A 22,867-nucleotide genomic window follows, 5' to 3' on the forward strand; every position below is an offset into this window, starting at 1 on the left:
CACTCACCCTTCGCCCCCCGGGGAGGTCCATCCCGCTCGCTGCGTGCAGATCGCGGCCGCCCGGTGCAGCAGCCCGGGGATCACCCGGCGCCGGTACTCCGCGGTTCCCCGCACGTCGTCCACCGGCGTGATGTCACGCAGCACGGCGCTCGCGGCCGCGTCGATCGCGTCCGGTTCGAGCCGGCCGCCGACCAGCGCCGCCTCGGCCTCGACCGACCGGACCGGGCGGGGCCCGACCGAGGCCAGGGCGATCCTGACCTCGGTCACCGTGCCGCCGCCGTCGAACCGCAGACGCATCGCCAGCCCGACGATCGCCACCTCCATCGCGCTGCGCCGGCCGACCTTCAGGTAGACGTCGCCGCTGCCCTCGCCGGGCTGGACCAGGGTGATCTCGGTGAGCAGCTCGTCGGCTCGGCGCGTCGTCGCCCGCCGGCCGACGATGAACTCGTGCAACGGCAGCGTCCGGGTCGCCGCGGTGCTGCGCAGCGTCACCTCGGCGTCGTGGACGAGCAGCGCGGGCAGGGTGTCCGCGGCCGGTGAGGCGTTGCAGATGTTCCCGCCGATCGTGCCGACCACCTGCGTCTGCAGGCCGCCGCAGGTCGCGGCGGACTCGGCCAGCGCGCGGAACCGCTCGCCCAGCACACCCTTGGCCAGGTCGCGGTGGGTCACCAGCGGGCCGAAGCGAGCTGAGCCGTTGCCCTCGACCCCTCTCAGTGCGGCGATCTTCTCGATGTGGAGCAGGACCGAGGGAGCGATCTCGCGGCGGGCGAGCTGGATCATCACGTCGGTGCCGCCCGCGAGGACCTGGCACCGGTCGCCCTCGCTGGAGAGCACCTCGAGGGCTGCGTCGAGGGTCTCGACGGCGCGAAGCTCCATGGCGCCTCCTTTCGCAGTTGGTCAATGCGTCTTCAGCGGCCCGGCCGCCTTGACGCGGACGCGGGCGACCGGGTCGGTGAGGTACGCCAGCGGCACTTCCTCGATCTCGACCACCTCCACGTGCGCGGGGTCGGCGCCGGCGCGGATCGCCTCGTCGCGGGCCAGCCGCACGGCCTCGGCGATGGCCTCGTCACGGCCCTCCTTGCCGTAGGCGAACACACGGTCGAGCTCACCGGACACCGAGGCTATGGCCGCGCCGATCGCGTTGGCGACGTCGTGGTTCTCGGGGCGGTGGACACCGGCGACCCCGGCCAGCGTCTCGGGGATCAACCCGCTGCCGCCGCCGACGGCGATCAGGGGGAGTTCGCGACCGGACGTCTTCACCCGGTCGACCGCATCCTCGATCCGCACATCGCAGGCGGCGATGGCCCGCTGCAGCAGGTCTTCGCGACCGGCCGTCCGGCGCGCGTCGCCGATCCCGCTGCCGCGCCCGGAGGCCACAATCGCATCGGTGAGGGTCGGAACCGCTCCGCCGAACACCAGCGCCTCGGTCGTCAGCCGGTAGCCGACGCTGCCCGGACCGAGCGCCACCGTGCCATCGGACTCGCTGACGATCGTGCCGCCGCCGATCGCCAGCGACACCAGATCCGGCATCCGGAAGTTCGTCCGCACTCCGCCGATCTCCACGGCGGTCGACGACTCCCGCGGGAAGCCCGCGCTGAGGATCCCGATGTCGGTCGATGTCCCACCGACGTCGACGACCAGAGCGTCCGTCGCGCCGGTCAGGTAGCTGGCGCCACGCATGCTGTTGGTCGGTCCGCTACCGATGGTCAGGATGGGGTACCGGCGGACGTAGTCCAGGCTCATCAGGGTGCCGTCGTTCTGCGCGATGTACGCCTCGGCGGTGACGCCGTTGGCGGTCATCGCGTTGTTCAGGCCGGCGGTGACCCGGCCCGCGACCGCGACCAGCGCGGCGTTGAGGACGCAGGCGTTCTCCCGCTCCAGCAGGCCGAGGGAGCCGATCTCGTGGCTGAGCGACACGGGGACGTCGCCGAGCACCTCGCGGACCAGCTCCTCGACCCGATACTCCTGGTCGGACAACACCGGAGAGAAGACCCCGGAGATCGCGACCGCCTCGGCCTGTTCGGAGACGCTGTCGAGGAATCGGCGCACGGCGTCCTCGTCGAGTGGCACGATCGGCTCGCCGGTCATCTCGACCCCGCCGTCGACGATCGTCCCCCCACACGAGATCGCGGCCTTCAGGTCCACGGGCCAGTTCGACAGCGGGGGGATGGAGTGCGTCGCCGGACCGCCGAGCCGGATCGCGGCGACCCGGTTGAGGTTGCGCCGCTCGAGGATCGCGTTGGTGGCGTGCGTCGTCCCCAGCATGACGTGGCTGACCTTCGCTGCGGCCCCGTCCTGCTGTTCGAGGACGAACTGGAGCGCCGTCAGGATCCCCGTGGTCACGTCGGGGGTGGTGGGGTGCTTGACCTTCGCCAGCAGCCGGTCCTGGGCATCGATGATGACGGCGTCGGTGTTGGTGCCGCCGACGTCGATTCCGACCCGCAGTCCGCCGCCCTCACGCATGCCGGTCCGCCACGGAGAGGAAGTCGAAGTCGTAGCCGAACGCCCGGGGCCCGACCGCCCGGAGGCCCTCCGCGGTGGTCCACACCGGCGGTGACGGGAACGCGACGATCTGGATGCGCTGCCCGTATCGCGTCCCCTCGGTCACGATTCCGTGCCCGGTGTGGATGTCGAGCAGCGTGATGATGTCCGGGACGGTCGCCAGGGGCTCGCCGTCCTCGAGCACGACGAGGTTCTCGTTCTGGAACTCCAGCCGAAACAGTCGTCCCTTGTCGGTGCCGAGGCCCTCGATCAGGGCGGAGCCGCGGACGAATCCGCCGCTGGTGCGGCGCTCGATGTCGACCACCTTGCCCTGCCCCAGGCGCACCACCGGGGCGACCCGCACGATCGAGTCGATGGGGTCGCCGCCGCCGCGCCGGATCGTCTCCCCCATCCGGATCGCCTTGCTCACGGTCCCGGCAATGGCCGGGCGGCGGGCCTGACCGACGCTCATCGGGTAGAGCCCGCCGCAGGCCGACCCCCCGAGCGAGGCGACGCAGTTGCGGACGAGCTTCTCCAACCAGATGTTGTCGCGCGTGTTGAACACGACGGTCTGCATCCGCTCGTCGGTGATCACCGCGGGTGAACCCGACATCCCGTACAGGTGCGGCGTGAGCATCTGCAGCTCGGGGAAGGCCCGCCCCATGAAGTCCGCGTCCAGCAGCGGCAGACCTGCGTAGGCGGCCCACGCCACCGGCAGGACGCCGTTGATGCCGCCCATCTCGAACGGCATCACGGCGGTGACCGGTCGACCGAACATACGCTCGTAGGTCTCCCGGATGGCGCGCCCCTCGGCGCCGTTGGGGATCTTCTCCACCATGACGGTCGGGGCCCCGATCATGCCGCAAGGCATGATCAGGTCGTCGTCGTCGAACGCATCGAGCGACCTGATCTCGACCGGACCGAACTCACGGATCGCCTCCATCGCCATCTGCTCGCCGATCCGCGGGTCGCCGCCGCCGCCCCCGGCGAACACCGTGCAGCCCAGCGCGAGCGCGGGCAGGTTGCCCAGGTCGATGTGCAACGTCGTCATCCCCTCGCGACCGGGACGTCCGCGGTTCGGCGCGCGTCCATCACCGGTTCAGCCTCGGCAACACGTCGCCGGCGATCAGCTTGAGCTGGCTCTCCGCGGACTCGGCGGGCTGCGGGGAGAGGATCACGCTGTCCGCCCCGGCCGCCCAGTACTGCTCGATCCTGGCCGCCGCCTCGTCGGGGGTGCCGGAGATGGCCAGCACGTCGACCCAGTCGTCGGGCATGCCGTCCAGCAGCGCCTCGTAGCCGCCCGCGGCGATCAGCTCCGCGACCATGTCGTTGATGCCGATGACGCCGGTGAGCGGCGTCGGCCCGACCGCGTTGAGGTAGAAGGCCAGCGACTGTCGCACCGCGGTCCTGGCCCGGGCGCGGTCGTGGTCGACGGCGGTCAGTACAAAGGTCGGCACGCTGAACGAGCCGCTGCGGCCGGCCTGACTCATGCCCCGCAGCCCGAGCGAGCGCGCCCAGCTCACGTACTCGGTCGGCGCCAGCACGGACAGGACGTTCCCGTCGGCGATCCGGCCGGCCAGCTCGCAGCCCTTCTCGCCGATCACCCCGAGGTAGAGCGGAACGTTCGCGAGCGGCGGGTGGAACAGGGCGACGTCGCGGAGCGTGAAGTAGGTCCCCTCCGAGGTCTGCGGTTCCCGGGTCGTGAGGAGCGTGCGGATCGCGGTGACCGCCTCCTCGAGCGCGCGCATCGGTGATCGCGGCGCCAACCCCATCTGCTGCACCCAGGCCGGAACACCGTGGCCGATACCCGACAGGAACCGCCCCGGGAACGCCCGACCCAGCGAGGCGATCTCCATCGCCGCCACCGCGGGGTGGCGAGCGACGCAGGAGACCACCCCGAGGCCGACCCGGATCCGCTCCGTGGCGGCGAGAGCCTGCCCGACCCCGGTGAAGCCGCCGTAGAAGAAGTAGTCCTCGGCCAGCCAGATCTCGTCGAAGCCGAGCTCCTCGCACAGCCTGGCCAGCTCGGGCAGGCGCTCGGGCGGGGTGGTGCTGATCAGCAGGATGCCGAGTCGGTGATCGTTCGCCACGAGGCCCCCTTCACGTCCTGCCGTCGACTCCCGAGCCCGGGCCGAAACCCGATCCCGCGCCGGGTTCGTCGGTCACCGTGACGCAGGTCACGTTAATGAGGCGGGACCCGAGGAGCCATGGGCATCCTGCACAACATTCGGGTGTTGATTGTCTTGTTGGCACAATGCACAGTGAGGCATGGAGACGCTGACGGTCGCGGCCGTGCTCACGGAACTGGAGCGGCGTCACCCCGGACTCGTCGAGCTCATGGCCGGGTCGCCCGACCGGGAGATCCGGGCCGTCTGGCTGGCCGAGGACCTCGCGGAGGTCGGTGACGCTCCCGAGCAGGCACTCGTCCTCCTGGGCCGGGCCGCATCACGGCACGCCCAGGGGTACAAGCTCGACGTCGCCCTGCGCCGGCTCGGCAATGTCACCGGTCTCGTCCTGCAGACCGGCGCGCCACGACCTTCGCTCAGCGCTCTCGCCCTGGCGCGGCGCGAGGAACTGGTACTGGTCCGGCTGACGAGGTCCTCGGACGTCACCGAGCTGCTCACCACCATCGTCCGGATGCTCGACGTCCAGCTCCCCACGTTGCTCGAGCGGGCGATCCGCGTCTGTCAGGAGGTCGACCGGATCGAGGCCGAGGGCTGCGGCGACGACGATCTGCTGCGGCGATCCGGAGCGGCCGATCTGTTCGGCCTGACGCTGGGCGACCGCGACCCCGGGCTGGTCGGCATCCCGGCCGTGATGACGGACGCGGACGGCCCGTGGCTGCAGCGGGTCCCGACCACCACCTCCGAGGACTCCCTCGCTCAGCTGTCCATGTGGCGGCTGTCGGCCGCGATGACGAAGCGCTCCATCGAGACCGACCGGGCCGAGCAGCTGTCGATGCTGTCGGCAGGCGAGCTGGTGAACCAGCTGCTCGACAGCGGCGACGAGGACAGCGGCCCCCTGCTGCGCCGGGCAGCGGACATCGGCATCCACGTCGAGGCGTGGAACCAGGTCGTCAACGTGGAGTTCACGAATCTCCTGGGCATGGTGCAGGGCGACGCGGTCGCTGCCTACCACCACACCCAGACCCTCGGTCGCGTCGCCGCGCAGACGGCGGCGCGTCAGGAGGGGTGCTGGTCCATGGCACCCCGAGCCGGCGGTGTTCTCCTGCTCCGGACCGGGAACCACCCCGACGGGCCGACCGGGTTGCGGCGGCTGCGCTCGGGTGTGCAGACGGTGCTCGACCGGATCGCCGAGTCCGTTCCCGGCCTGCACGTCCTGTGCGGCATCGGTGGCTCGCACGAGGGCCTGCAGGGTCTGCGCGCCTCCAAGGCCGAGGCGGACTCGGCCCTGCAGAGCGCCCGGCTGCGCGGCGCCTTCAACCAGCCCATCCTGTTCGACGCGCCCGGCCTGAGCCGGCTCCTGGTGGAGTGGTATTCCTCCAGCTCGGTGCGCGAGAGCATCGAGGACCTGCTCTCCCCGCTGGCTGTCTTCGGGGCGAACAAGAAGCTGGAGTACACCGCCACGCTACGGGTCTATCTGGAGTCCAACCGCTCCGTAAGCCGAGCCGCGCAGCAACTCTATCTGCACCGCAACACGGTCGCGTACCGGATAAGGAAGGTGCTCGCTGTGCTCGAGGTCGACCTCGACGATCCCCACCAATTCCTCGCCCTCTACCTCGCCTGCTATGCGCAGTCGATGCCGCACAGCTCCAGAGGCTCCCAACATCGCGTCGCCCAGTCCCCGGCATAAACCCCGGGCGGGCCACGTTGCACCAGCAACAGTTGAGAGTTGAACGACCGGAGGTGCAGGGATGCAGTTCGGGATCTTCTCCGTCGGTGACGTCACGCCCGACCCGACAACCGGCCGCGCGCCGAGCGAGGCCGAGCGCATCCAGGCGATGGTCGCGATCGCGACGGCGGCCGAGGAGGTCGGGCTGGACGTGTTCGCGACCGGCGAGCACCACAACCCGCCGTTCGTGCCGTCCTCGCCGACCACGCTGCTCGGCTACCTCGCCGCACGCACGGAACGGCTGCTGCTGTCCACGGCGACCACACTGATCACCACCAACGACCCCGTGAAGATCGCCGAGGACTACGCGATGCTGCAGCACCTCGCCGACGGGCGCGTCGACCTGATGCTGGGCCGGGGCAACACCGGGCCGGTCTACCCGTGGTTCGGCCAGGACATCCGCGACGGGATCCCGCTGGCGGTGGAGAACTACGCGCTGCTGCGCCGGCTGTGGCGCGAGGACGTCGTGGACGCCGACGGCAGGTTCCGCACGCCGCTGCAGGGCTTCACGTCCACCCCACGGCCGCTGGACGGGGTGCCACCGTTCGTCTGGCACGGCTCGATCCGCAGCCCGGAGATCGCCGAGCAGGCGGCCTACTACGGCGACGGGTTCTTCCACAACCACATCTTCTGGCCGGCCGAGCACACCCGGCGGATGGTGCAGCTGTACCGGCGCCGGTTCGAGCACCACGGGCACGGCGCGGCCGACCAGGCGATCGTCGGGCTGGGCGGGCAGGTGTACATGCGTCCGCGCTCGCAGGACGCCGTCGCCGAGTTCCGCCCGTACTTCGACAACGCCCCGGTCTACGGCGGCGGGTCCTCGCTGGAGGACTACATGGAGCTGACCCCGCTGACCGTCGGGAGCCCGCAGCAGGTGATCGACCGCACCCTGGGCTTCCGCGACTACGTGGGCGACTACCAGCGGCAGCTGTTCCTCCTCGACCACGCCGGGCTGCCGCTGAAGGCGGTGCTGGAGCAGCTGGACCTGCTCGGCGGGCAGGTCGTGCCGGTGCTGCGCCGGGAGTTCGCCGCGCTCAAGCCGGCGCACGTCCCGGACGCGCCCACGCACGCGAGCCTGACGGCCGCGCGGGAGACCGACGAGGAGGAGCCGCGGGTGGCATGACGGCGATGAGCAATCTCGACCGAGCCCGGGTCTCGGACCCGATTCGGGCCGATGTTCGGGTACGACGGTGACCCGCGGCCGGCAGGCCGTCGTCTTCGATCTCGACGGCGTGCTTCTCGAATCCGAGCAGCTCTGGGACCGGGTGCGACGCGAGCTGGCTGCCCGCGCGCATCGGCCCTGGCCGGCCGAGGCCACCGCCGCGATGCAGGGCATGAGTACCGCCGAGTGGTCCGGGTACCTCGTCGAGACCGTGGGTGTGCCCGGCTCCGCCGACGACGTGGCACACGCAGTGATCGAACGGATGGCCTCCCGCTACGCCGAGCACGTGCCGCTGCTGCCTGGCGCGGTCGCGGCGGTTCGCCGCCTGGCCGCGCATTGGCGGCTGGGGTTGGCGTCGTCCTCACCGCGGCGCTTGATCGACGCCGTGCTGGCGGCGGGCGGGATGCGGGGCGAGTTCTCGGTCACCATCTCGACCGAGGAGGTCGAGGCAGGAAAGCCGTCACCGGCCGTCTATCAGGCCGTCGTCGCCCGCCTCGGGGTGCCGGCACACGGGACGGTCGCGATCGAGGACTCCAGCAACGGGCTTCGATCGGCGGCCGCAGCCGGGCTCGTCGTCATCGCACTACCCAATCCCGACTTCCCACCGGTCGACGACGCTCTCGACCTCGCCGCGGCCCGGGTCGACCGGCTGGACGATCTCACCCCGGAGCTCATCGAGGCCGTGCTGGCCGAGCGCTGAGCCTGCGCCTCATGCTCGAACGCGGCGAACGCGCGATCGAACTCCGCGCTCGAGGTGTCCATCTTCTCCAGGCCGGCCAGGAGCCGGTCGGCCTCCTCTTCCTCTCGACCGGGTTACCACGGGGTCGGGCTCCAAAACCGCTCCGGGCGTCGACGCCGAGCCCGGCGACGGTGCGTGGTCGACGCATCAGCCAATGGCGGCGTACCGGTGGGAGGCGGCGGCAATGCCGGCGACGATCTCCACCTCGACGGCATCGCGCGGCCCGGGGACCAGCACCATTCCGGGACTGAGGCGGAGCCCGGCGAGGGGATGGGCAATGGCCCAGCCCTTGGCCAGCGCGTCGTAGGCCAGCGCGTCGGGCAGCACGAGGTGCAGGCTGCCGTCGGGGTCCGGGTGCAGGTGGGCGAACTCGCCGAGGTCGGGGAGGATGAACGCCGCGTCGGGTCCCGCGGCGGTGTTGCGGTCGAGCAGCAGCGCGCGGGTGCCCGCCCCGCCCACCGTCGTCGGCGCCGTCGACACCGAGTCGAGCGCGGCGAGCCGCGACCACAGCTGCGCCTGCAGGTGCGCCGGCGCGTTCTGGGACTGCTGGTGCTGCGGGATTCGTGCGGTGACCTCGGGCAGCTCTCCGGCCCGGACCGGAAGCCGACCACCCGGCAGGGTCGGCCACGGCGGCTCGTCGCCGTCGGGCACCGGGTTCTCGCCGTGCGCGCGCAGGTGGTCGAGCCGGTCGGCGAGCCAGGTGCCGACGTCGCCGACGACCTTGCCGGCCAACTGCTCGCCGCCGGGCGCGCGCTCGGCCCACAGCGGGGCGCCGCTCTGTTTGGCCAGCCAGTCCCAGGTGCGGCTGAGCAGGTGCGCCGGGGTGCGGGTGTCGTCGGCGCCGTGGGCGAGAAACACCGGCATCCCGGCGAGCCCGCCGCGGGTCATCGGCGCGGGGAAATCGGGCGACGGGGTATCGAACGGCAGCGCCCCGTAGAGCAGCACCCCACCCGAGAAGCGATGCGGCGCACCGAGCATCAGCGCTCCGGCGAATGTCACGCCACCGCGAAACCCCATCAGCAGGACCGGCCGGCCCGGATCACCCTCGGTGTCGAGCCAGCCGAGGAACCATCGGCACGTCGCGGCCAGGCTGGCGGGATCCGGGCGGCCGTCGCCCGCGTCGAGGAACCAGGAGAACCCGGTGCCCACGACGAGCGGGGCCCGCACGGCCACGTACGCGACCGGCCCGTGCGGCAGCCACGGCGCGAGCTCGATCATGGAGTGCTCGCTCGTGCCGTTGCCGTGCAGGGCGACCACGAGCGGCGCCGACGGGTGCTCCGTGCCCCAGCGGGCGACCATCGGGGCATCGCCGGGGCCGGTTGATCGTCGGTCCTGCAACACCATCGCCCTCCACCCGCCGGCGCCCGAGCTGCACCGCACAGGCTCCCGCCGCGGGCCGGGAGCGGACAAGAGCCTCAGCTGGATGTCCGCGGGCCGTCGTCCCTCGCCTCACGGACATCGGCTCGCTCGCCGAGGCGGGTGACCAAGCCGCGCGCGAGCTCCCACGAACGAACGTCATGAGCGCGGCGGCGTTGACGGCGGGTGCGATGGACCGACAATGAACCATGGCGGATTCCCCTGAGCTGGCCGTCCGCAGGCGGCGGCCGCGGCCGGCACCGTGCTGATGGCCGTCGGCCCGTCGGTGTTCGCCGGGGTGATCCCGTGGTTGCTGACCCGATGGCGCGTCCGCCGCCCGGTGCCCGGCGGGACGCCCGCCCGCGCGCTCGGTGCCCTCCTGGTCGGGGGCGGTGCGGTGGTGCTGGCCTCCTCCTTCGTCCGCTTCGTCACCGAGGGGGTGGGCACGCCGGCGCCGATGGCGCCGCCGGAGAAGCTGGTCGTGGGCGGGATCTACCGGCACGTCCGCCACCCGATGTACGTGGCGATGGGGGCCGCGGTCGCCGGGCAGGCGCTGCTGCTCGGCCGTCCGAGGCTTCTGCTCTACCCGGTGATCGCGGCGGTACCGGTCGCGACCTTCGTGCGCCTGCACGAGGAACCGGTGCTGGTCCGGAGGTTCGGCGCCCAGTACGAGGAGTACCGCCGCAACGTGCCCGGGTGGCTGCCGCGGCTACGTCCCTGGCGCCCCGCCGCCCCGCCCGGTGGCCGATGAGGGTTGCCTGCGCGGTGCCGGTCAGCGAGCCTCACCCCTGGCTTCCGACCGCGCCTTGCGGAGCAGGAACCGCTGGATCTTGCCGCTCGGCGTCTTCGGCAGCTGGTCGACGAAGTGCACCCGCCGCGGGTAGGCGTGGGCGGCGTACCGGGTGCGGACCAGCTCCTGCAGCTCGACGGCCAGTTCCCCGGTGTCCGGCGGATTCCCTTCGGGCGACGGGCGGGGCACGACGAACGCCTCGACGACCTCCCCCCGCACCGGGTCGGGGGCGCCGATGACGGCGCATTCGGCCACCCGAGGGTGGCTCGACAGCACGGACTCGATGTCGAACGGGCCGATCCGGTAGCCGGCCATGATGATGACGTCGTCGTCGCGCCCGCCGAAGAAGACATGGCCGCCGGCGTCCATGAAGGCGGCGTCGCCGGTCAGGTAGTAGGCGCGGTCCGCGGTGAAGCGTTCGGCGGTCCGCTCCGGGTCCCCTGCGTAGCCGGCGAACCAGAACAGGGGGCTGGCCGCGACGTCGACGGCGAGGCGGCCGGTCGTGCCGGACGCGGCGGGCACGTCCTTGTCCTGACCGAACATCGTCAGCCGGAACCCGGGCATGGCCCGGCCCATCGACCCGGGCTTGACCTCGGCCCGCACCGACTCGTGGTGGCCGTTGATCGCGGCCATGCCGAGCTCGGTCTGGCCGTAGTGGTCGAGCACCGGGACCCCGAGAGCGTCCTTGGCCCACTCGACGACGTCCGGGGTGAGGGGCTCGCCGGCGCTGGAGACGACCCGCAGCGCCACGCCGGGAGGGACCTGGAGCCCGGAGCCGCGCAGGGCGCGGAACACCGTGGGCGCCGCGGCGACGTTCGTGACGCCGAGCGACGTCAGCACCGTCCAGAAGCTCGCGGGGCTGAAGGTGCCGGTCGACAGCACGCTGCGACGGCCGGCGGCGAGCGGGGCGCAGAGCGCGTAGTACAGGCCGTAGGCCCAGCCGGGGTCGGCGGCGTTCCAGTAGACATCGTCCGGGCGGACGTCGAGACCGAGCTCGAGGTAGGCGACGAACGCGGCGAGCGCGCGGGCCGGGACCACGACGCCCTTGGGTCTGCCGGTCGTTCCCGAGGTGTAGAGCTGGATGAACCCGCCGTCGGGACCCTGGACGGCCGGGATGGAGATCCGGTTGTAGCCGTCGGCGAGGTCGGCGTAGCCGATGTCGCCGGCCGGCACCTGTTCGTCCACCGTGACGATCCGCCAGGGGGCGTCGGCGGGCATGTCGGGGCCGGGTTCGAGCTTGGACCGCTGATCGGACGAGCACACGACCACGGCGGTTGCGCTCGACTCGAGCCGCATCGCGATCGCCTGCGCGGCGAACGCGGTGAACAGCGGCACGTACACGGCCCCGAGCCGCCAGATGGCGAGCAGCACGACGGGCAGCTCCTCGCCCTTGGGCAGCAGCGTGGCGACCCGGCTGCCGGGCGTGACCCCCAGCGACGCCAGGCCGGCGGCGAGCCGCTCGGACCGGTCCCGCAGTTCGCCGTACGTCAGATCGGTCCGGCCGGTCTCGTGCGCGATCGTGACGGCCACGGCGTCGGTGGGATGGCGGTCGCACAGGACGGCGGCCACGGACAGGTCGGCCTCGCCGTATTCACTCAGCAACTGCTCGACACGTTGTTCTGCGGACATCGTTGTCGGCACCTCGCAGTCGTCAGATCTACCTCGGGATCGCTGGGACCCCTCGCTATGCCTGCGGTTCACCACCGGATCAGCGAGAGTAGACCGCCTGCTCGCACTCCTCGACGGGTCTGGCCCGGGCATCGAGGTACCGCCGCTTTCTCGACTTCGGCGCCTACACGCTGCGCGAGCCGGTGGGTGTGTGCGGCCAGATCGTGCCGTGGAACTTCCCGCTGCTCATGGCGGCCTGGAAGATCGCGCCGGCGCTCGCGGCGGGCAACACCGTCGTGCCCAAGCCCGCGGAGAAGACGCCGCTGACCGCGCTGCTGCTCGGTACCTTGTTCGAGGAGGCGGGCTTCCGCCGGGCGTGGTCAACATCGTGACCGGCTTCGGCGTCGCGGGCGCCGCGATCGCCTCGGGCATCACCAGCCGCCCGACGAACCTCATGACCGGCTACCACGGCCGGGAGAACCTGGCCCCCTACCTACGGGTGCGTCGCCTCGAGCTCTGGGACCTGCCGAAGACGATCTCGGGGAAGATCCGCCGGGTCGAGCTGCGGGCGCGTGAGCAGGACGATCCGGCCGCGGCGGCGCGGACCGAGTGGCGCGACGACCAGTTCCCCGAACTCAGGGCGTGAATCTGTTCTTGCGGCTCGCCCGCGCTCCGGACCATGAAGGACCGGAGCAGTGCCGGGATCGGCAACAGCAGTGCTCGGACGTCCAAGCCACACCCGGCGGTGGCGCCGATGCTGACAGCCAGGACACCCAACCACCACGCACCGCCCGCCGGCCGGGGTGTCCAGGCCGGTGGCGTAGGAGCCCCGATGACGGCTGTCGCTGATTCCCCCGTGACCCCGGCCGAGAGGTCCACCGTTCGCGCCGCCTGTCCGCAGGACTGTCCCGACACCTGCGCCATGCTCGTGACCGTCGCCGAGGGCAAGGCGGTCGAGGTGAAGGGCGACCCGGACCACCCGTTCACCAACGGCGGCCTCTGCGTCAAGGTCAACAACTATCTCGACAAGGTCTATGACCCGGGCCGGGTGCTGTTTCCGCTGCGCCGCACCGGTCCGAAGGGCAGCGGCCGGTTCGAGCGGATCACCTGGGACGCCGCGCTCGACGAGATCGCGGCGCGGTTCACCGCGATCGCCGAGGAACACGGCCCTGAGGCGATCATGCCGGTGAGCTACCTCGGCACCCAGGGCATCCTCAACGGGCTCAACGTCGGCGACCCGTTCTTCGCGAAGCTGGGCGCGACGGTGGCCGAACGCACCTACTGCGACTCCGGTGCCTGCACCGCCTACGCGATGACCATCGGCGACACCGCCGGGGTCGACCCCGAGAGCCTGGTGCACTCGAGGTTCATCCTCGTCTGGGCCTGCAACATCATGAGCACCAACCTGCACCTGTGGCCCTACATCGCCGAGGCACGCAGGGGCGGCGCGAAGGTCGTGGTGGTCGACCCGGTTCGGACCCGTACCGCCGCGGCCGCGGACCAACACATCGCCCTGCGCCCGGGCACCGACGGCGCGCTGGCGCTCGCCATGGCGAATGTGATCATCACCGAGGGCCTCACCGACGACGACTACATCGCGAACCACACCGTCGGCTACGACGCGTTCGTGGAGCGGGTCGCGCAGTACACCCCGGAGTGGGCCGAGATCGAGACCGGCGTCCCCGCCGACACGATCCGCACGCTCGCCCGCGAGTACGCCGGCGCCCAGCCGTCGGTCATCCGCATCGGCGTCGCCATCGAGCGGCACGCCGGCGGCGGTCAGACCGTCCGCGCGCTGGCCTGCCTGCCCGGGTTGGTCGGTGCGTGGCGCAAACCCGGCGGCGGGATCCTGCAGCTGCCGCTGTGGGCGTTCCCGGTGAACTGGGGCGCGTTCATGCATCCCGAGATGCTGACGCCGGGCAAGCGCGTGGTGAACCAGTTCCAGCTCGGCGAGGCGCTCACCGGCGGGCTGGCCCTGGACCCGCCGATCACGGCGCTGATGGTCTACAACTCCAACCCGGTCGTGGTGTGCCCCGACCAGGACACGCTGATCGAGGGACTGAAACGCGACGACCTGTTCACCGTCGTCAGCGAGCAGTTCATGACCGACACCGCGGAATACGCGGACATCGTGCTGCCGGCCACCACCCAGCTCGAGCAGGACGACATCATGTTCTCCTGGGGCCACCTGTACGTGACCTACAACCATCGCGCGATCGACCCGATCGGTGAGGCCGTCCCCAACACCGAGCTGTTCCGTCGGCTGGCCGCGCGGATGGGCTACACCGAACCTGTCTTCCGGCGGACCGACCAGGAGATGATCGCCGAGGCGTTCGACTGGTCCCACCCGCACATGGCGGGGATCACTGTCGAGTCGCTGAAGGAGAGGGGCTGGCAGCGGCTCAACGTCGCACCTCCGGAGTCCTACGCGCCGCACGCCGAGGGCAACTTCCCGACGGCGTCGGGCAAGGCCGAGTTCGTCGCCTCCGCCGCGGCGGGCGGCAACTTCGTGCTCCCGCTGTTCCGCCAGGGTTCCAACGACCACCAGCCCGGTCAGCCGGTCGACCCGCTCCCGCACTACATCCCGCCGCGCGAGTCGGTCCACACGGACCCCGAGCTGGCCGCGCGTTACCCCCTCAACCTGTTGACCCCGAAGGCACATGCCTACCTCAACTCCAGCTTCGGCAACCTCACCTTCCACCGCCAGGTGCAGAAGGAGCCGAACGTCCTGATCCATCCCGACGACGCCGCCGCGCGCGGCATCGGTGACGGCGACCCGGTGCGGATCTTCAACGACCGGGGTGAGTTCACCGTGCTCGCCAAGATCGACGACGCGGTGCTGCCCGGAGTGGTCGTGTCCAGCCTGGGTGGCTGGCGGAAGCACTCCAAGGCCAGCGCGACCCTCGCCGCGGTGACTCCGACCGCGTTCGCGGACCTCGGGAACGCCCCGACGTTCTCGGACACGCTGGTCGAGGTCGAGATCGCCTGACCGCTGTTCACCACGCTCCGCGGCCCGCACCGATCCCGGCGGGCCGCGGTTGCGCCAACCTTCAGGAAGGACCCCGATGGCCTACGTCGTCACCGATGCGTGCGTCGACGTCCTCGACCGGTCGTGTGTCGAAGAATGCCCCGTCGACTGCATCTACCAGGGCGACCGGATGATGTACATCCACCCGGACGAGTGCGTGGACTGCGGCAAGTGCATGCCCGCCTGTCCGAGCGACGCGATCTACTGGGAACACAAGATCCCGGATGAGCTGGCCGTGTTCACCGCCGCCGCGGCCGAGTTCGTCCGGGCGCAGCAGCTGGGCGGCGGCGCGGCCGACACGAGCGTGGGTGTCGACCATCCGATCGTCGACGAGCGGAAGCCCCGCTGATGACGGGGCACGCGGACGCGCTCGATGCGGATCTGGTGATCGTCGGGGCCGGCCCGTGCGGGCTCTACGCCACCTACTACGCCGGTTTCCGTGGGCTGTCCGTCGTCGTGATCGACGCTCTCGAGCAGCCAGGCGGTCAGATGGCGGCGCTCTACCCCGAGAAACCGGTGTTCGACGTCGCCGGGTTTCCCCGGATCAAGGCCCAGGATCTGGTGGACTCCCTGGTCGAGCAGGCGTCGCTCGGCAAGCCGCACTACCTGCTGGGGCACCGCGCCGTCGAACTCGACGAGACGCCCGAGGAGGTGGTGGTGACCACCGACCAGGGTGCCGTCGTCCGCGCCGGTGCGCTGCTGATCACCGGGGGGATCGGCGGCTTCCGACCCCGGCCGCTCCCGGTGGGTGGGGAGTTCGTCGGGCGGGGGGTGCGGTACTTCGTGCCGCGCCTGGCCGAGCTGGCGGGACACGACGTCCTGGTGGTCGGGGGCGGGGACTCGGCCGTCGACTGGGCACTGAGCCTGGAGCCGGTCGCCCGGAGCGTCGCCCTGGTGCACCGGCGCGAGGCGTTCCGGGCTCACGAGCACAGCGTCGCCCGGCTCCGTGCGTCCTCGGTCCGCGTCCTCACCCCGCTCCAGGTCGCGAAGATCCGCGGCGGTGACCGGGTGGAGGAGGTCGACGTCGTCGACGCCGGCGGCACCGCCACGACGCTCGCCGTCACCGAGGTGGTCGCCGCGCTCGGGTTCCACGCCGATCTCGGCGCGCTGGCCACCTGGGGGCTGGACCTGCGACGGCGGCACATCCTGGTGGACCGCTCCATGCGCACCAACCGGCCCCGCGTCTTCGCCGCCGGGGACATCACCGACTTCGACGGGAAGGTGAAGCTGATCTCGGTGGGCTTCGGCGAGGCCGCATTGGCGGTCAACAACCTCACGCCCCTGGTGCGGCCCGGCCTGTCGACGGTGCCCGGCCACTCCAGCGACGCGGCCTGACGAGGAGGGACGCGATGGCTCGCTCCGTGGCCGAGCACGCGGCACTGGCCGCCGCACTCGTCGGGCCGAGCGGGGTGGAGCGACGAGCGCTCGGATCGTGTGCGGGACGCGTGCTGGCCGAGCCGGTGCACGCCATGGACGACCTGCCCGCCTTCGACAACTCAGCCATGAACGGCTATGCGCTGCGCGTCGCCGATATCGATACGGCCGGGATGCCGGTGGCCGCCGAGATCCCGGCAGGCCACGGCGTCCCGCCACCCCTGGCGCCCGGCACCGCGCACCGGATCATGACCGGGGCCCCGCTGCCCCGCGGAGCGGACTCCGTCGTGCCCGTCGGGCTGACCGACGGCGGCCGGGACATCGTGCGCGTGACCGGGCCGGGCCGTTCACCGCGGGCCGGCACGTCCCGGCGGCGCGGTGAGGGCATCGCCGCGGGCGAGGTGGTCCTGCCTGCGGGCACCCGGATGGGGCCGGCGCAGCTGGCCGCCGCGGCGGCGGCCGATGCCACGGCGCTTGCGGTTCACCGGCGGCTGCGCGTCGGTGTGCTCTCCGCCGGATCGGAGCTGGAGGCGGTCGGGCGCACCCGTCGGCACGGCCAGATTCACGACACCAACGGGATCCTGCTCGTCACGGCCCTGGCGGAAGCAGGAGCGCAGCCCGTCCAGCTGCCGCTCGTCGCCGACCGGCCGGGTGAGCTCGCCGCGTTACTCGCCCGGTACCTCGGGGAGCTCGACCTGCTGGTCACGTCCGGCGGGATCAGCGCCGGTGACCATGAGGTCGTCAAGGACACCCTCGGTCCGCGCGGCGTCGGGTTCGGGCACCTCGCGCTCAAACCCGGTGGCGCACAGGGCCTCGGAATCCTCGACGGAACGCCGGTGATCGCCCTTCCGGGCAACCCGGTGGCCTGCTGGGTGTCGTTCGAGCTGTTCGTCCGGCCGGCCGTGCGCGCGGCGATGGGCCTGCCGGCGGGCCGCCCCCGGCGAAGCGTCCGGTCCGGGGTGGCGCTGCGCTCCCGGGCCGGACGGTGGGAGTATGTACCCACGGTCCTCGACGATGCCGTGGACGAAGCCCGCCCGGTCGATGCTCCCGGGCCGCACTCCTACCGGGCGCTGGCGGGAGTGAACTGTCTGCGCGAGTTCGACGCGAGCGGCCGCGGCGCGCGGGCGGGCGATCCGGTCGACGTCCTGCTCCTCGCCACCGGCGAGGAGGAACCGCTGGTCAGGGCGGGCGAACGACCATCCCCGAGTTCTGCAGCCGGTGCTCACTGGGTGAGATCCCGAAGCGCGCGCGGAACAGCCTGCTCAGATGGGCGGGATCGGGCAACCCCCACCGGGCCCCGATCGCGGTCACGGTGAGCCCGGCGTACCGGGGCGCGCGCAGGTCCCGCCAGCACCCCTGGAGACGTTGCTCCCGGATATATGCGGTGACCGTCGTGCCCGACTCCCTGAACAGCTTGTGCAGGTAACTCGAGGAGATCGCGCACGCGGCAGCGACCGACTGCGGGCTGAGCCGACGGTCGGAAATGTGTTCGGCAATGTGCGCCTGGGCCCGCTCGAGATGCACGTTGTCCGGGGCCGCGGAGGGTATCTCGCTGGTCACCACGGCGACGAGCAGATCGCCCACGGTCTGCGTAATGGCGATCTCGGTGGCTTCGTTCAGATCGTCTCCGAGTCGACGCATGGCCGACAGGAGCGGAGGAATCATGGCGCCGATACCGTGCCGTCCATTGAACCGCACGGCTGTCGCCGCGGCCAGATCGGCGGCCGGCAGCGGGATCAGGCGCTTCGGGAACAGGCAGACCACGTATTCGAAGTCGTCGTCGGTCACGAAGGTGAACGGACGGCTGCTGTCGTAGAGCACGAACTCGCCGGGCCGGATGATCGTCTCCCGGCCGTCCTGGGTGACGAGTGTGCTGCCGCGGCGGGCCAGTGCGATCTGGTAGTAGTCCTCGTCCGCGCCGCGGATCAGGCCGGGGGTGCGCTCGAAGCGGTGAGCGCTCGCACCGATCCCGCGAAGCCGGACGTCACCGACCGAACTGGCGACGACCTGCCCGTGCATCCGATCACCGTCGGACGGCACGACGTCGAGGGTCACGAACTGGTCGCATACTGCGGAGCACCAGAAGTCCAGTCGTTCCCCACGAGCGACCGCCGAGACGTCGATGGTGGTGGTTGCCATGGGACTCTCCACGTGTCATGTGGCGATGGCATTCAGCGCGAGAATCTAACATGAACAGTGGCGCATCCCGTCTTGATGAGCCGGTAAGTCCTCGTCGCGCACGGCTGCTTGGCTCCGTATCTGCGGAGAAATATTCCATGAATATCCACATACTCGGAGTTATTGGCATTGCGGAGCTGTCGGAAGTCGGCCGACCCGCGCCTTCGCGCGCGCCCGGCAATGAGCCTTTGCCAACCTGGATCAAGCGCTCGCGATCATGAGGGTTTGGACGGCGGCGACGAGCTCCGCGGCCCGGCCGGGGCTGGAGCGGATCTTGCGCAGGATCTTCCAGTGCTTCAGCTCGGCGTTGACCCGCTCGCCCGGGCCGCGTCGGTGAGCGTGCGCGGCGTTGACCTCGCGCTGGTTGCGCGACAGCGGCCGGTAGCGGCCGGTGTCGGGGGCGAGGCGACGTCGCCGCTGGGGCACGGCCACGGTGGGTCCGGCGCCCTGGTAGACGGTGTCGGCGACCGCCCGGACCCCGGCCTCGGCCAGCGCGTCGAGGATGCCGTGCTCGCGGGCGGCACCCATGTCGTGCCGGGCGCCGGGCAGCGGCGGGGAGATCCACACCGGCCGTCCGGCCGGGTCGGCGATGACCTGCACGTTCAGCCCGTGGCACGTGTGTTTGCCGCTGTGTGCGCCGTGAGGCGCTTGTTGTTCGAGTGGAGGTGAGAGACCGCCATCGTCGTCCTGTCGCAGCAGGGCGGTTGAAGCTGGGGGCAGCCCGCGCCGGGAGGTGCCGGGGTGGGTGGGAGCAGCCCTGACGAAGCCGGGACGTGCCAGCGCTGCCAGATGGCGCGGGTCCGGCGAGCGAGACGGAGAGGAGTACGCGAGGAACCGGCGTCTACGCCTCCTTAAGGCACGCCAGCTCGAACCTGGTGGATCTGGGCTGGATGCGGTGTGTCCCCGCCGAATATTCGGTCGGTGGGGACTTCCCCGGGCGGTCTACTGCGGTCGCGCGGGGAGGCCACGGTGAAGTGCTGCGGGGTAGCCGTGGCGAGGGCCGCGGGGGTATAGCCGGGCTCCTCCTTCGTCGATCGAACAGCGAGTGAACACGGGAACCGTCCCGGATCTGCCCCGTTCCCCGCGTATCCGGCGCGGCGTGGGGCTGGGCCCACCGTCGGCCGATCGGTCCGGGGCGGGGCGGAGCCGCTGTAGTACTCCGAGTCGGGGAGAGCCCGGCACATGGGGAAGGGCGGCAGCGGTATCGAGAAGGGAGGAGGCTGCAATGCCGAAAGACGCGCCGCTGAACAGCAGCGCCGCGCCGGCTGAGAATCTCGGTCCTCGCCGGCGGGTATCGGGGATGCAGGCCAAGCTTCACCATTGGGCGGCGGCCGACCCCGGCCGCAGGTTCGATGACTTGTTCAACCTCGTGTGCGACCCGGCGACGCTGCTCGTGGCGTTCGAGCGGGTCGCGGGCAACCGGGGAGCCCGAACCGCCGGAGTCGACGGCCTCACCGTCGCCGACGTCGAGCGGGAGATCGGCTTCCCGGGCTTCCTGGACGACGTGCGCCACGCGCTGAAAACGGGACAGTTCCGCCCGTTGCCGGGGCGCGAACGCGCGATCCCCAAGCCCGGCGGGAGCGGGAAGGTGCGCCGCCTCGGCATCCCGACCGTCACCGACCGGGTGGTCCAGGCAGCGCTCAAGCTGGTGCTGGAGCCGATCTTCGAGGCCGACTTCGAGCCGGTCTCCTACGGCTTCCGGCCCCTGCGGCGGGCCCACGACGCCATCGCCGAGATCCACTACTACGGCACCCACGGCTACCGCTGGGTGCTGGACGCGGATATCGAGGCGTGCTTCGACTCCATCGACCACACGGCCCTGCTGGGCCGCGTGCGCGCCAGAGTCAAAGACAAGCGCGTGGTGGGGCTGGTCAAGGCGTTCTGCAAGGCCGGTGTCCTCACCGAGACCGGCCAGGACCAGACGACCATGACCGGCACCCCGCAGGGCGGCATCCTGTCCCCGCTGCTGGCCAACATCGCCCTATCAGCACTCGACGAGGCGCTGATGGAGCCGTGGAAGCCCGGCGGGACGATGTCGACCAGAGGCAGACGGGCGCATCGACGCCGCTACCGTCGACCGAACTGGCGGATCGTGCGCTACGCGGACGACTTCGTCGTGCTGGTCGACAGCACCGGTGACGGCGCCAGCGACGACGTCGCCCGGCTGCGCGAGGAAATCACCGACATCCTGCGCCCTCTGGGACTGCGGCTCTCACCGGCCAAGACCCAGATCGTGCACATGTCGGAGGGGTTCGACTTCCTCGGCTTCCACATCCAGTGGCGCCGCAAGCGAGGCTCGAACCGCTGGTACGTCTACACCTTCATCGCCCAGCGTCCGCTGCGGCAGCTGAAGGACAAGATCCGTGCCCTGACGAACAGGACATCGCAACAGGCCCCCAGGGCCGTGCTGGTCAGGCTCAACCAGATCATGCGCGGCTGGGTCGCCTACTTCCGGCACGCGGTATGCAAGACCACCCTGAAGGCCCTCGACCACTTCGTGTGGCGGCGGGTCTCCAGCTGGTGGATGGTGCTGCACCGCTGGAACTGGACCGACCTCCGGCGACGCTTCACCGACCGCGACGGCCGGTGGAGAAGACTCTCGGCGGACGGGATCGAGCTCTTCGCCACGGTGTCGATGCCGGTCACCCGGTACCGCTACCGCGGCAACACGATCCCCACCCCCTGGAGCCTCAACCACGCCTGAAGGCAGAGACCGTGGAGAGCCCGGTGCGGTGAGAGTCGCACGCCGGGTTCGGCGAGCGGCACGGAGAAACGGACCGGTGGCAACACCGGCACCGCGCTCCGTGCCGACTCAACAGAACGCCCGGTCGTACCCGCTGGCCATGCCGACCCGGTCGATGCGCAGCAGGGTGCCGTCGCCGATCATGAACGCCTTGCGCGAGGCGACCTCGATCGCCTGCTCCAGCGTGGGCGCCATCGCCGCGAGCAGCGCGAGGGCCTCGCGCACGTACCGGTACACCGTCGACGTGCCGACCCGGAATCCGCAGGCCAGATCGGCGTAGGTCTCGCCCTTGCCCAGGTAGGCCACCACCAGCAGGGCCTGGCGGCCGGGGTCCAGGCGTCGCCATCGGGTGCCGATCTGGGTGCGGCGCTGTCATAGCGCGTCGGTGAGCATGATCAGCGCGCGGGTGGACACGCTCATCCCGGACGGGTAGGACAACACATGAAGCTCCTGGCTGGACGAGTTGATCTAGGCAATCGCCCGTCTACCAGGAGCTTCACCCATTCAAGGTCACGCCACGCCGCACACTCCCGACCTGCTCAGGCAGGTTGGCAAAGGCTCAGTGTCCCACCGGCCGCGGTCCTGCTCCGCGAGCGGCACCAGGCTGCCGTCGGGCGCGGTCCGGGTGGCGCGCCGGGCGTGGTGGAGCAGCATGAGGGCGAGCAGCCCCGCCACCTCGGGGTGGTCGATCGCGGCCGCGAGCTGCCGGGTGAGCCGGATGGCCTCGGCGGCGAGGTCGACGTCGCCGGAGTAGCCCTCGTTGAAAACCAGGTAGAGGACGCGCAGCACGGTGGCGACGTCGCCGGGCCGGTCGAACCGCACGCCGGAGACGGTGCGCTTGGCCCGGCTGATGCGCTGCGCCATGGTCGCCTCGGGCACCAGGTAGGCCTGGGCGATCTGGCGGGTGGTCAGCCCGCCGACGGCTCGCAGCGTGAGCGCGACCGCGGACGACGGCGTCAGCGTCAGGTGGGCGCACAGGAAGTAGAGCTGGAGCGTGTCGTCCACCGCAGGCCCGGTCACTCCGTGATGGTGGGCGGCGCGGCCAGGAACGGGCGCACCTCGAGCCACTCGTGGATCGGCTTCCCGCCCGCCCCCGGGGCGGCCGACAGCTCCCCGGCCAGCTCGATGGCGTGCTCGTAGCTGTCGACGTCGATCACCATCCAGCCGGCGATGAGGTCCTTGGTCTCGGCGAATGGGCCGTCGGTGACCGGCGGGCGTCCGTCGCCGTCGTACCGGACGAACGTCCCCTCAGGGGCGAGCGCCTGACTGTCGACGAACTCGCCGGTCCCCTCCAGCCGGGTCGCGAAGTCGTGCATGTACTGCACGTGCGCCGAGATCTCCTCCGGCGTCCACCGGTCCATGGGCACGTCGTTGACCGAAGCCGGAGCGCCGCGGTAGTGCTTGAGCAGCAAGTACTTGGCCATCGTGTTTCTCCTCGATGCTGGTGCGACCCATTTCGGTCACGTTCACCGCGGGGACGGAGCCAGACCCGGGTTCTCGACATCGCCGTCCGAAATTTTGGCTCTCGTAGATGAGCCTGGGTGAGCCGTCTCGCG

General features: G+C 71.2%; 18 protein-coding genes and 3 pseudogenes. 10 read left to right on the forward strand and 11 right to left on the reverse strand.

The features are described 5' to 3' along the window. Positions 1-3: 3 nt before the first annotated feature. Genes G567_RS26545 through G567_RS0103270 form a run of 4 tightly spaced genes read right to left on the reverse strand, consistent with a single transcriptional unit; the run spans position 4 to position 4,571 of the window. Entirely contained in the window at positions 4-876 is an 873-nt protein-coding gene (locus G567_RS26545) for an FAD binding domain-containing protein (RefSeq protein ID WP_051232181.1), read from the reverse strand. A gap of 21 nt (positions 877-897) precedes the next feature. Continuing rightward, a complete protein-coding gene (locus G567_RS0103260) occupies positions 898-2,463 on the reverse strand; it encodes a hydantoinase/oxoprolinase N-terminal domain-containing protein (RefSeq protein WP_028928837.1) in 1,566 nt (521 codons plus the stop codon). Next, entirely contained in the window at positions 2,456-3,532 is a 1,077-nt protein-coding gene (locus G567_RS0103265; RefSeq protein ID WP_028928838.1) for an S-methyl thiohydantoin desulfurase family protein, read from the reverse strand. Before G567_RS0103265 ends, G567_RS0103260 begins: the two co-directional genes overlap by 8 nt. Positions 3,533-3,572: 40 nt before the next feature. After that, positions 3,573-4,571 (reverse strand): LLM class flavin-dependent oxidoreductase, encoded by a 999-nt coding sequence (locus G567_RS0103270; protein WP_028928839.1) that lies wholly within the window; start codon positions 4,569-4,571, stop codon positions 3,573-3,575. Between the two features lie 178 nt (positions 4,572-4,749). Here G567_RS0103270 and G567_RS0103275 point away from each other — a divergent pair, with 178 nt between their 5' ends. The 3 genes from G567_RS0103275 (at position 4,750) to G567_RS0103285 (ending at position 8,195) form a co-directional block, all read left to right on the forward strand. Beyond that, positions 4,750-6,294, forward strand: coding sequence for a PucR family transcriptional regulator (locus G567_RS0103275; protein ID WP_028928840.1), 1,545 nt, complete (start codon positions 4,750-4,752; stop codon positions 6,292-6,294). A gap of 61 nt (positions 6,295-6,355) precedes the next feature. Continuing rightward, positions 6,356-7,456: an LLM class flavin-dependent oxidoreductase gene (locus G567_RS0103280; RefSeq protein WP_028928841.1), complete on the forward strand. Its 1,101-nt coding sequence runs from the start codon at positions 6,356-6,358 to the stop codon at positions 7,454-7,456. Between the two features lie 67 nt (positions 7,457-7,523). Then, complete coding sequence (locus tag G567_RS0103285; RefSeq protein ID WP_028928842.1) at positions 7,524-8,195, forward strand: HAD family hydrolase; 672 nt, start codon at positions 7,524-7,526, stop codon at positions 8,193-8,195. A gap of 186 nt (positions 8,196-8,381) precedes the next feature. On the opposite strand, the gene G567_RS0103290 is transcribed toward G567_RS0103285, so the two are convergent. Then, on the reverse strand, positions 8,382-9,578 hold the full coding sequence (locus G567_RS0103290) for a luciferase domain-containing protein (protein WP_051232183.1): 1,197 nt from the start codon (positions 9,576-9,578) through the stop codon (positions 8,382-8,384). 280 nt (positions 9,579-9,858) lie between these two features. On the opposite strand from G567_RS0103290, the gene G567_RS0103295 reads away from it, so the two are divergent. After that, positions 9,859-10,341: a methyltransferase family protein gene (locus G567_RS0103295; RefSeq protein WP_051232249.1), complete on the forward strand. Its 483-nt coding sequence runs from the start codon at positions 9,859-9,861 to the stop codon at positions 10,339-10,341. A gap of 21 nt (positions 10,342-10,362) precedes the next feature. Here the strand turns inward: G567_RS0103295 and G567_RS0103300 are convergent, their stop codons facing one another. Continuing rightward, the gene (locus G567_RS0103300) at positions 10,363-12,009 is read right to left on the reverse strand and encodes an AMP-binding protein (RefSeq protein WP_037055597.1); all 1,647 of its coding nucleotides are present in this window, start codon (positions 12,007-12,009) and stop codon (positions 10,363-10,365) included. A gap of 161 nt (positions 12,010-12,170) precedes the next feature. Between G567_RS0103300 and G567_RS0103305 the strand changes: the two are divergent. The 5 genes and pseudogenes from G567_RS0103305 to G567_RS32730 form a co-directional block, all read left to right on the forward strand. After that, positions 12,171-12,412: pseudogene (locus tag G567_RS0103305) on the forward strand (aldehyde dehydrogenase family protein); the annotation flags it as partial. A 408-nt stretch (positions 12,413-12,820) separates the two neighbouring features. Then, positions 12,821-14,977 (forward strand): molybdopterin-containing oxidoreductase family protein, encoded by a 2,157-nt coding sequence (locus tag G567_RS0103315; protein WP_028928848.1) that lies wholly within the window; start codon positions 12,821-12,823, stop codon positions 14,975-14,977. A 76-nt stretch (positions 14,978-15,053) separates the two neighbouring features. After that, on the forward strand, positions 15,054-15,365 hold the full coding sequence (gene fdxA / locus G567_RS0103320; RefSeq protein WP_028928849.1) for a ferredoxin: 312 nt from the start codon (positions 15,054-15,056) through the stop codon (positions 15,363-15,365). After that, a complete protein-coding gene (locus tag G567_RS0103325) occupies positions 15,365-16,351 on the forward strand; it encodes an NAD(P)/FAD-dependent oxidoreductase (RefSeq protein WP_028928850.1) in 987 nt (328 codons plus the stop codon). The genes fdxA and G567_RS0103325 overlap by 1 nt, the downstream gene beginning before the upstream one ends. A 14-nt stretch (positions 16,352-16,365) precedes the next feature. Then, a pseudogene (locus tag G567_RS32730) lies at positions 16,366-17,532 on the forward strand (molybdopterin molybdotransferase MoeA); the annotation flags it as partial. 37 nt (positions 17,533-17,569) lie between these two features. On the opposite strand, the gene G567_RS35910 reads toward G567_RS32730, so the two are convergent. Together G567_RS35910 and G567_RS26550 are read right to left on the reverse strand one after the other, a co-directional pair. Continuing rightward, a complete protein-coding gene (locus G567_RS35910; protein WP_028928852.1) occupies positions 17,570-18,529 on the reverse strand; it encodes an AraC-like ligand-binding domain-containing protein in 960 nt (319 codons plus the stop codon). Between the two features lie 240 nt (positions 18,530-18,769). Continuing rightward, positions 18,770-19,480, reverse strand: a complete 711-nt coding sequence (locus G567_RS26550) for a transposase family protein (protein WP_307724115.1) — start codon at positions 19,478-19,480, stop codon at positions 18,770-18,772. A gap of 388 nt (positions 19,481-19,868) precedes the next feature. Between G567_RS26550 and ltrA the strand changes: the two genes are divergently transcribed. Beyond that, positions 19,869-21,272 carry a group II intron reverse transcriptase/maturase gene (ltrA, locus tag G567_RS0103345; RefSeq protein WP_245585519.1) on the forward strand — a complete coding sequence of 468 codons (1,404 nt, stop codon included), beginning with the start codon at positions 19,869-19,871 and terminating at the stop codon, positions 21,270-21,272. 108 nt (positions 21,273-21,380) lie between these two features. On the opposite strand, the gene G567_RS35915 is transcribed toward ltrA, so the two are convergent. The 3 genes and pseudogenes from G567_RS35915 to G567_RS0103360 form a co-directional block, all read right to left on the reverse strand. Then, a complete protein-coding gene (locus G567_RS35915; protein WP_307724116.1) occupies positions 21,381-21,668 on the reverse strand; it encodes a helix-turn-helix domain-containing protein in 288 nt (95 codons plus the stop codon). A gap of 204 nt (positions 21,669-21,872) precedes the next feature. After that, positions 21,873-22,322, reverse strand: a pseudogene (locus tag G567_RS26560) (DUF6596 domain-containing protein); the annotation flags it as partial. A gap of 5 nt (positions 22,323-22,327) precedes the next feature. Next, a complete protein-coding gene (locus G567_RS0103360; protein WP_028928855.1) occupies positions 22,328-22,735 on the reverse strand; it encodes a YciI family protein in 408 nt (135 codons plus the stop codon). Between the last annotated feature and the right edge of the window lie 132 nt (positions 22,736-22,867).

Source organism: Pseudonocardia asaccharolytica DSM 44247 = NBRC 16224 (genome assembly GCF_000423625.1).
Taxonomy (GTDB): domain Bacteria; phylum Actinomycetota; class Actinomycetes; order Mycobacteriales; family Pseudonocardiaceae; genus Pseudonocardia; species Pseudonocardia asaccharolytica.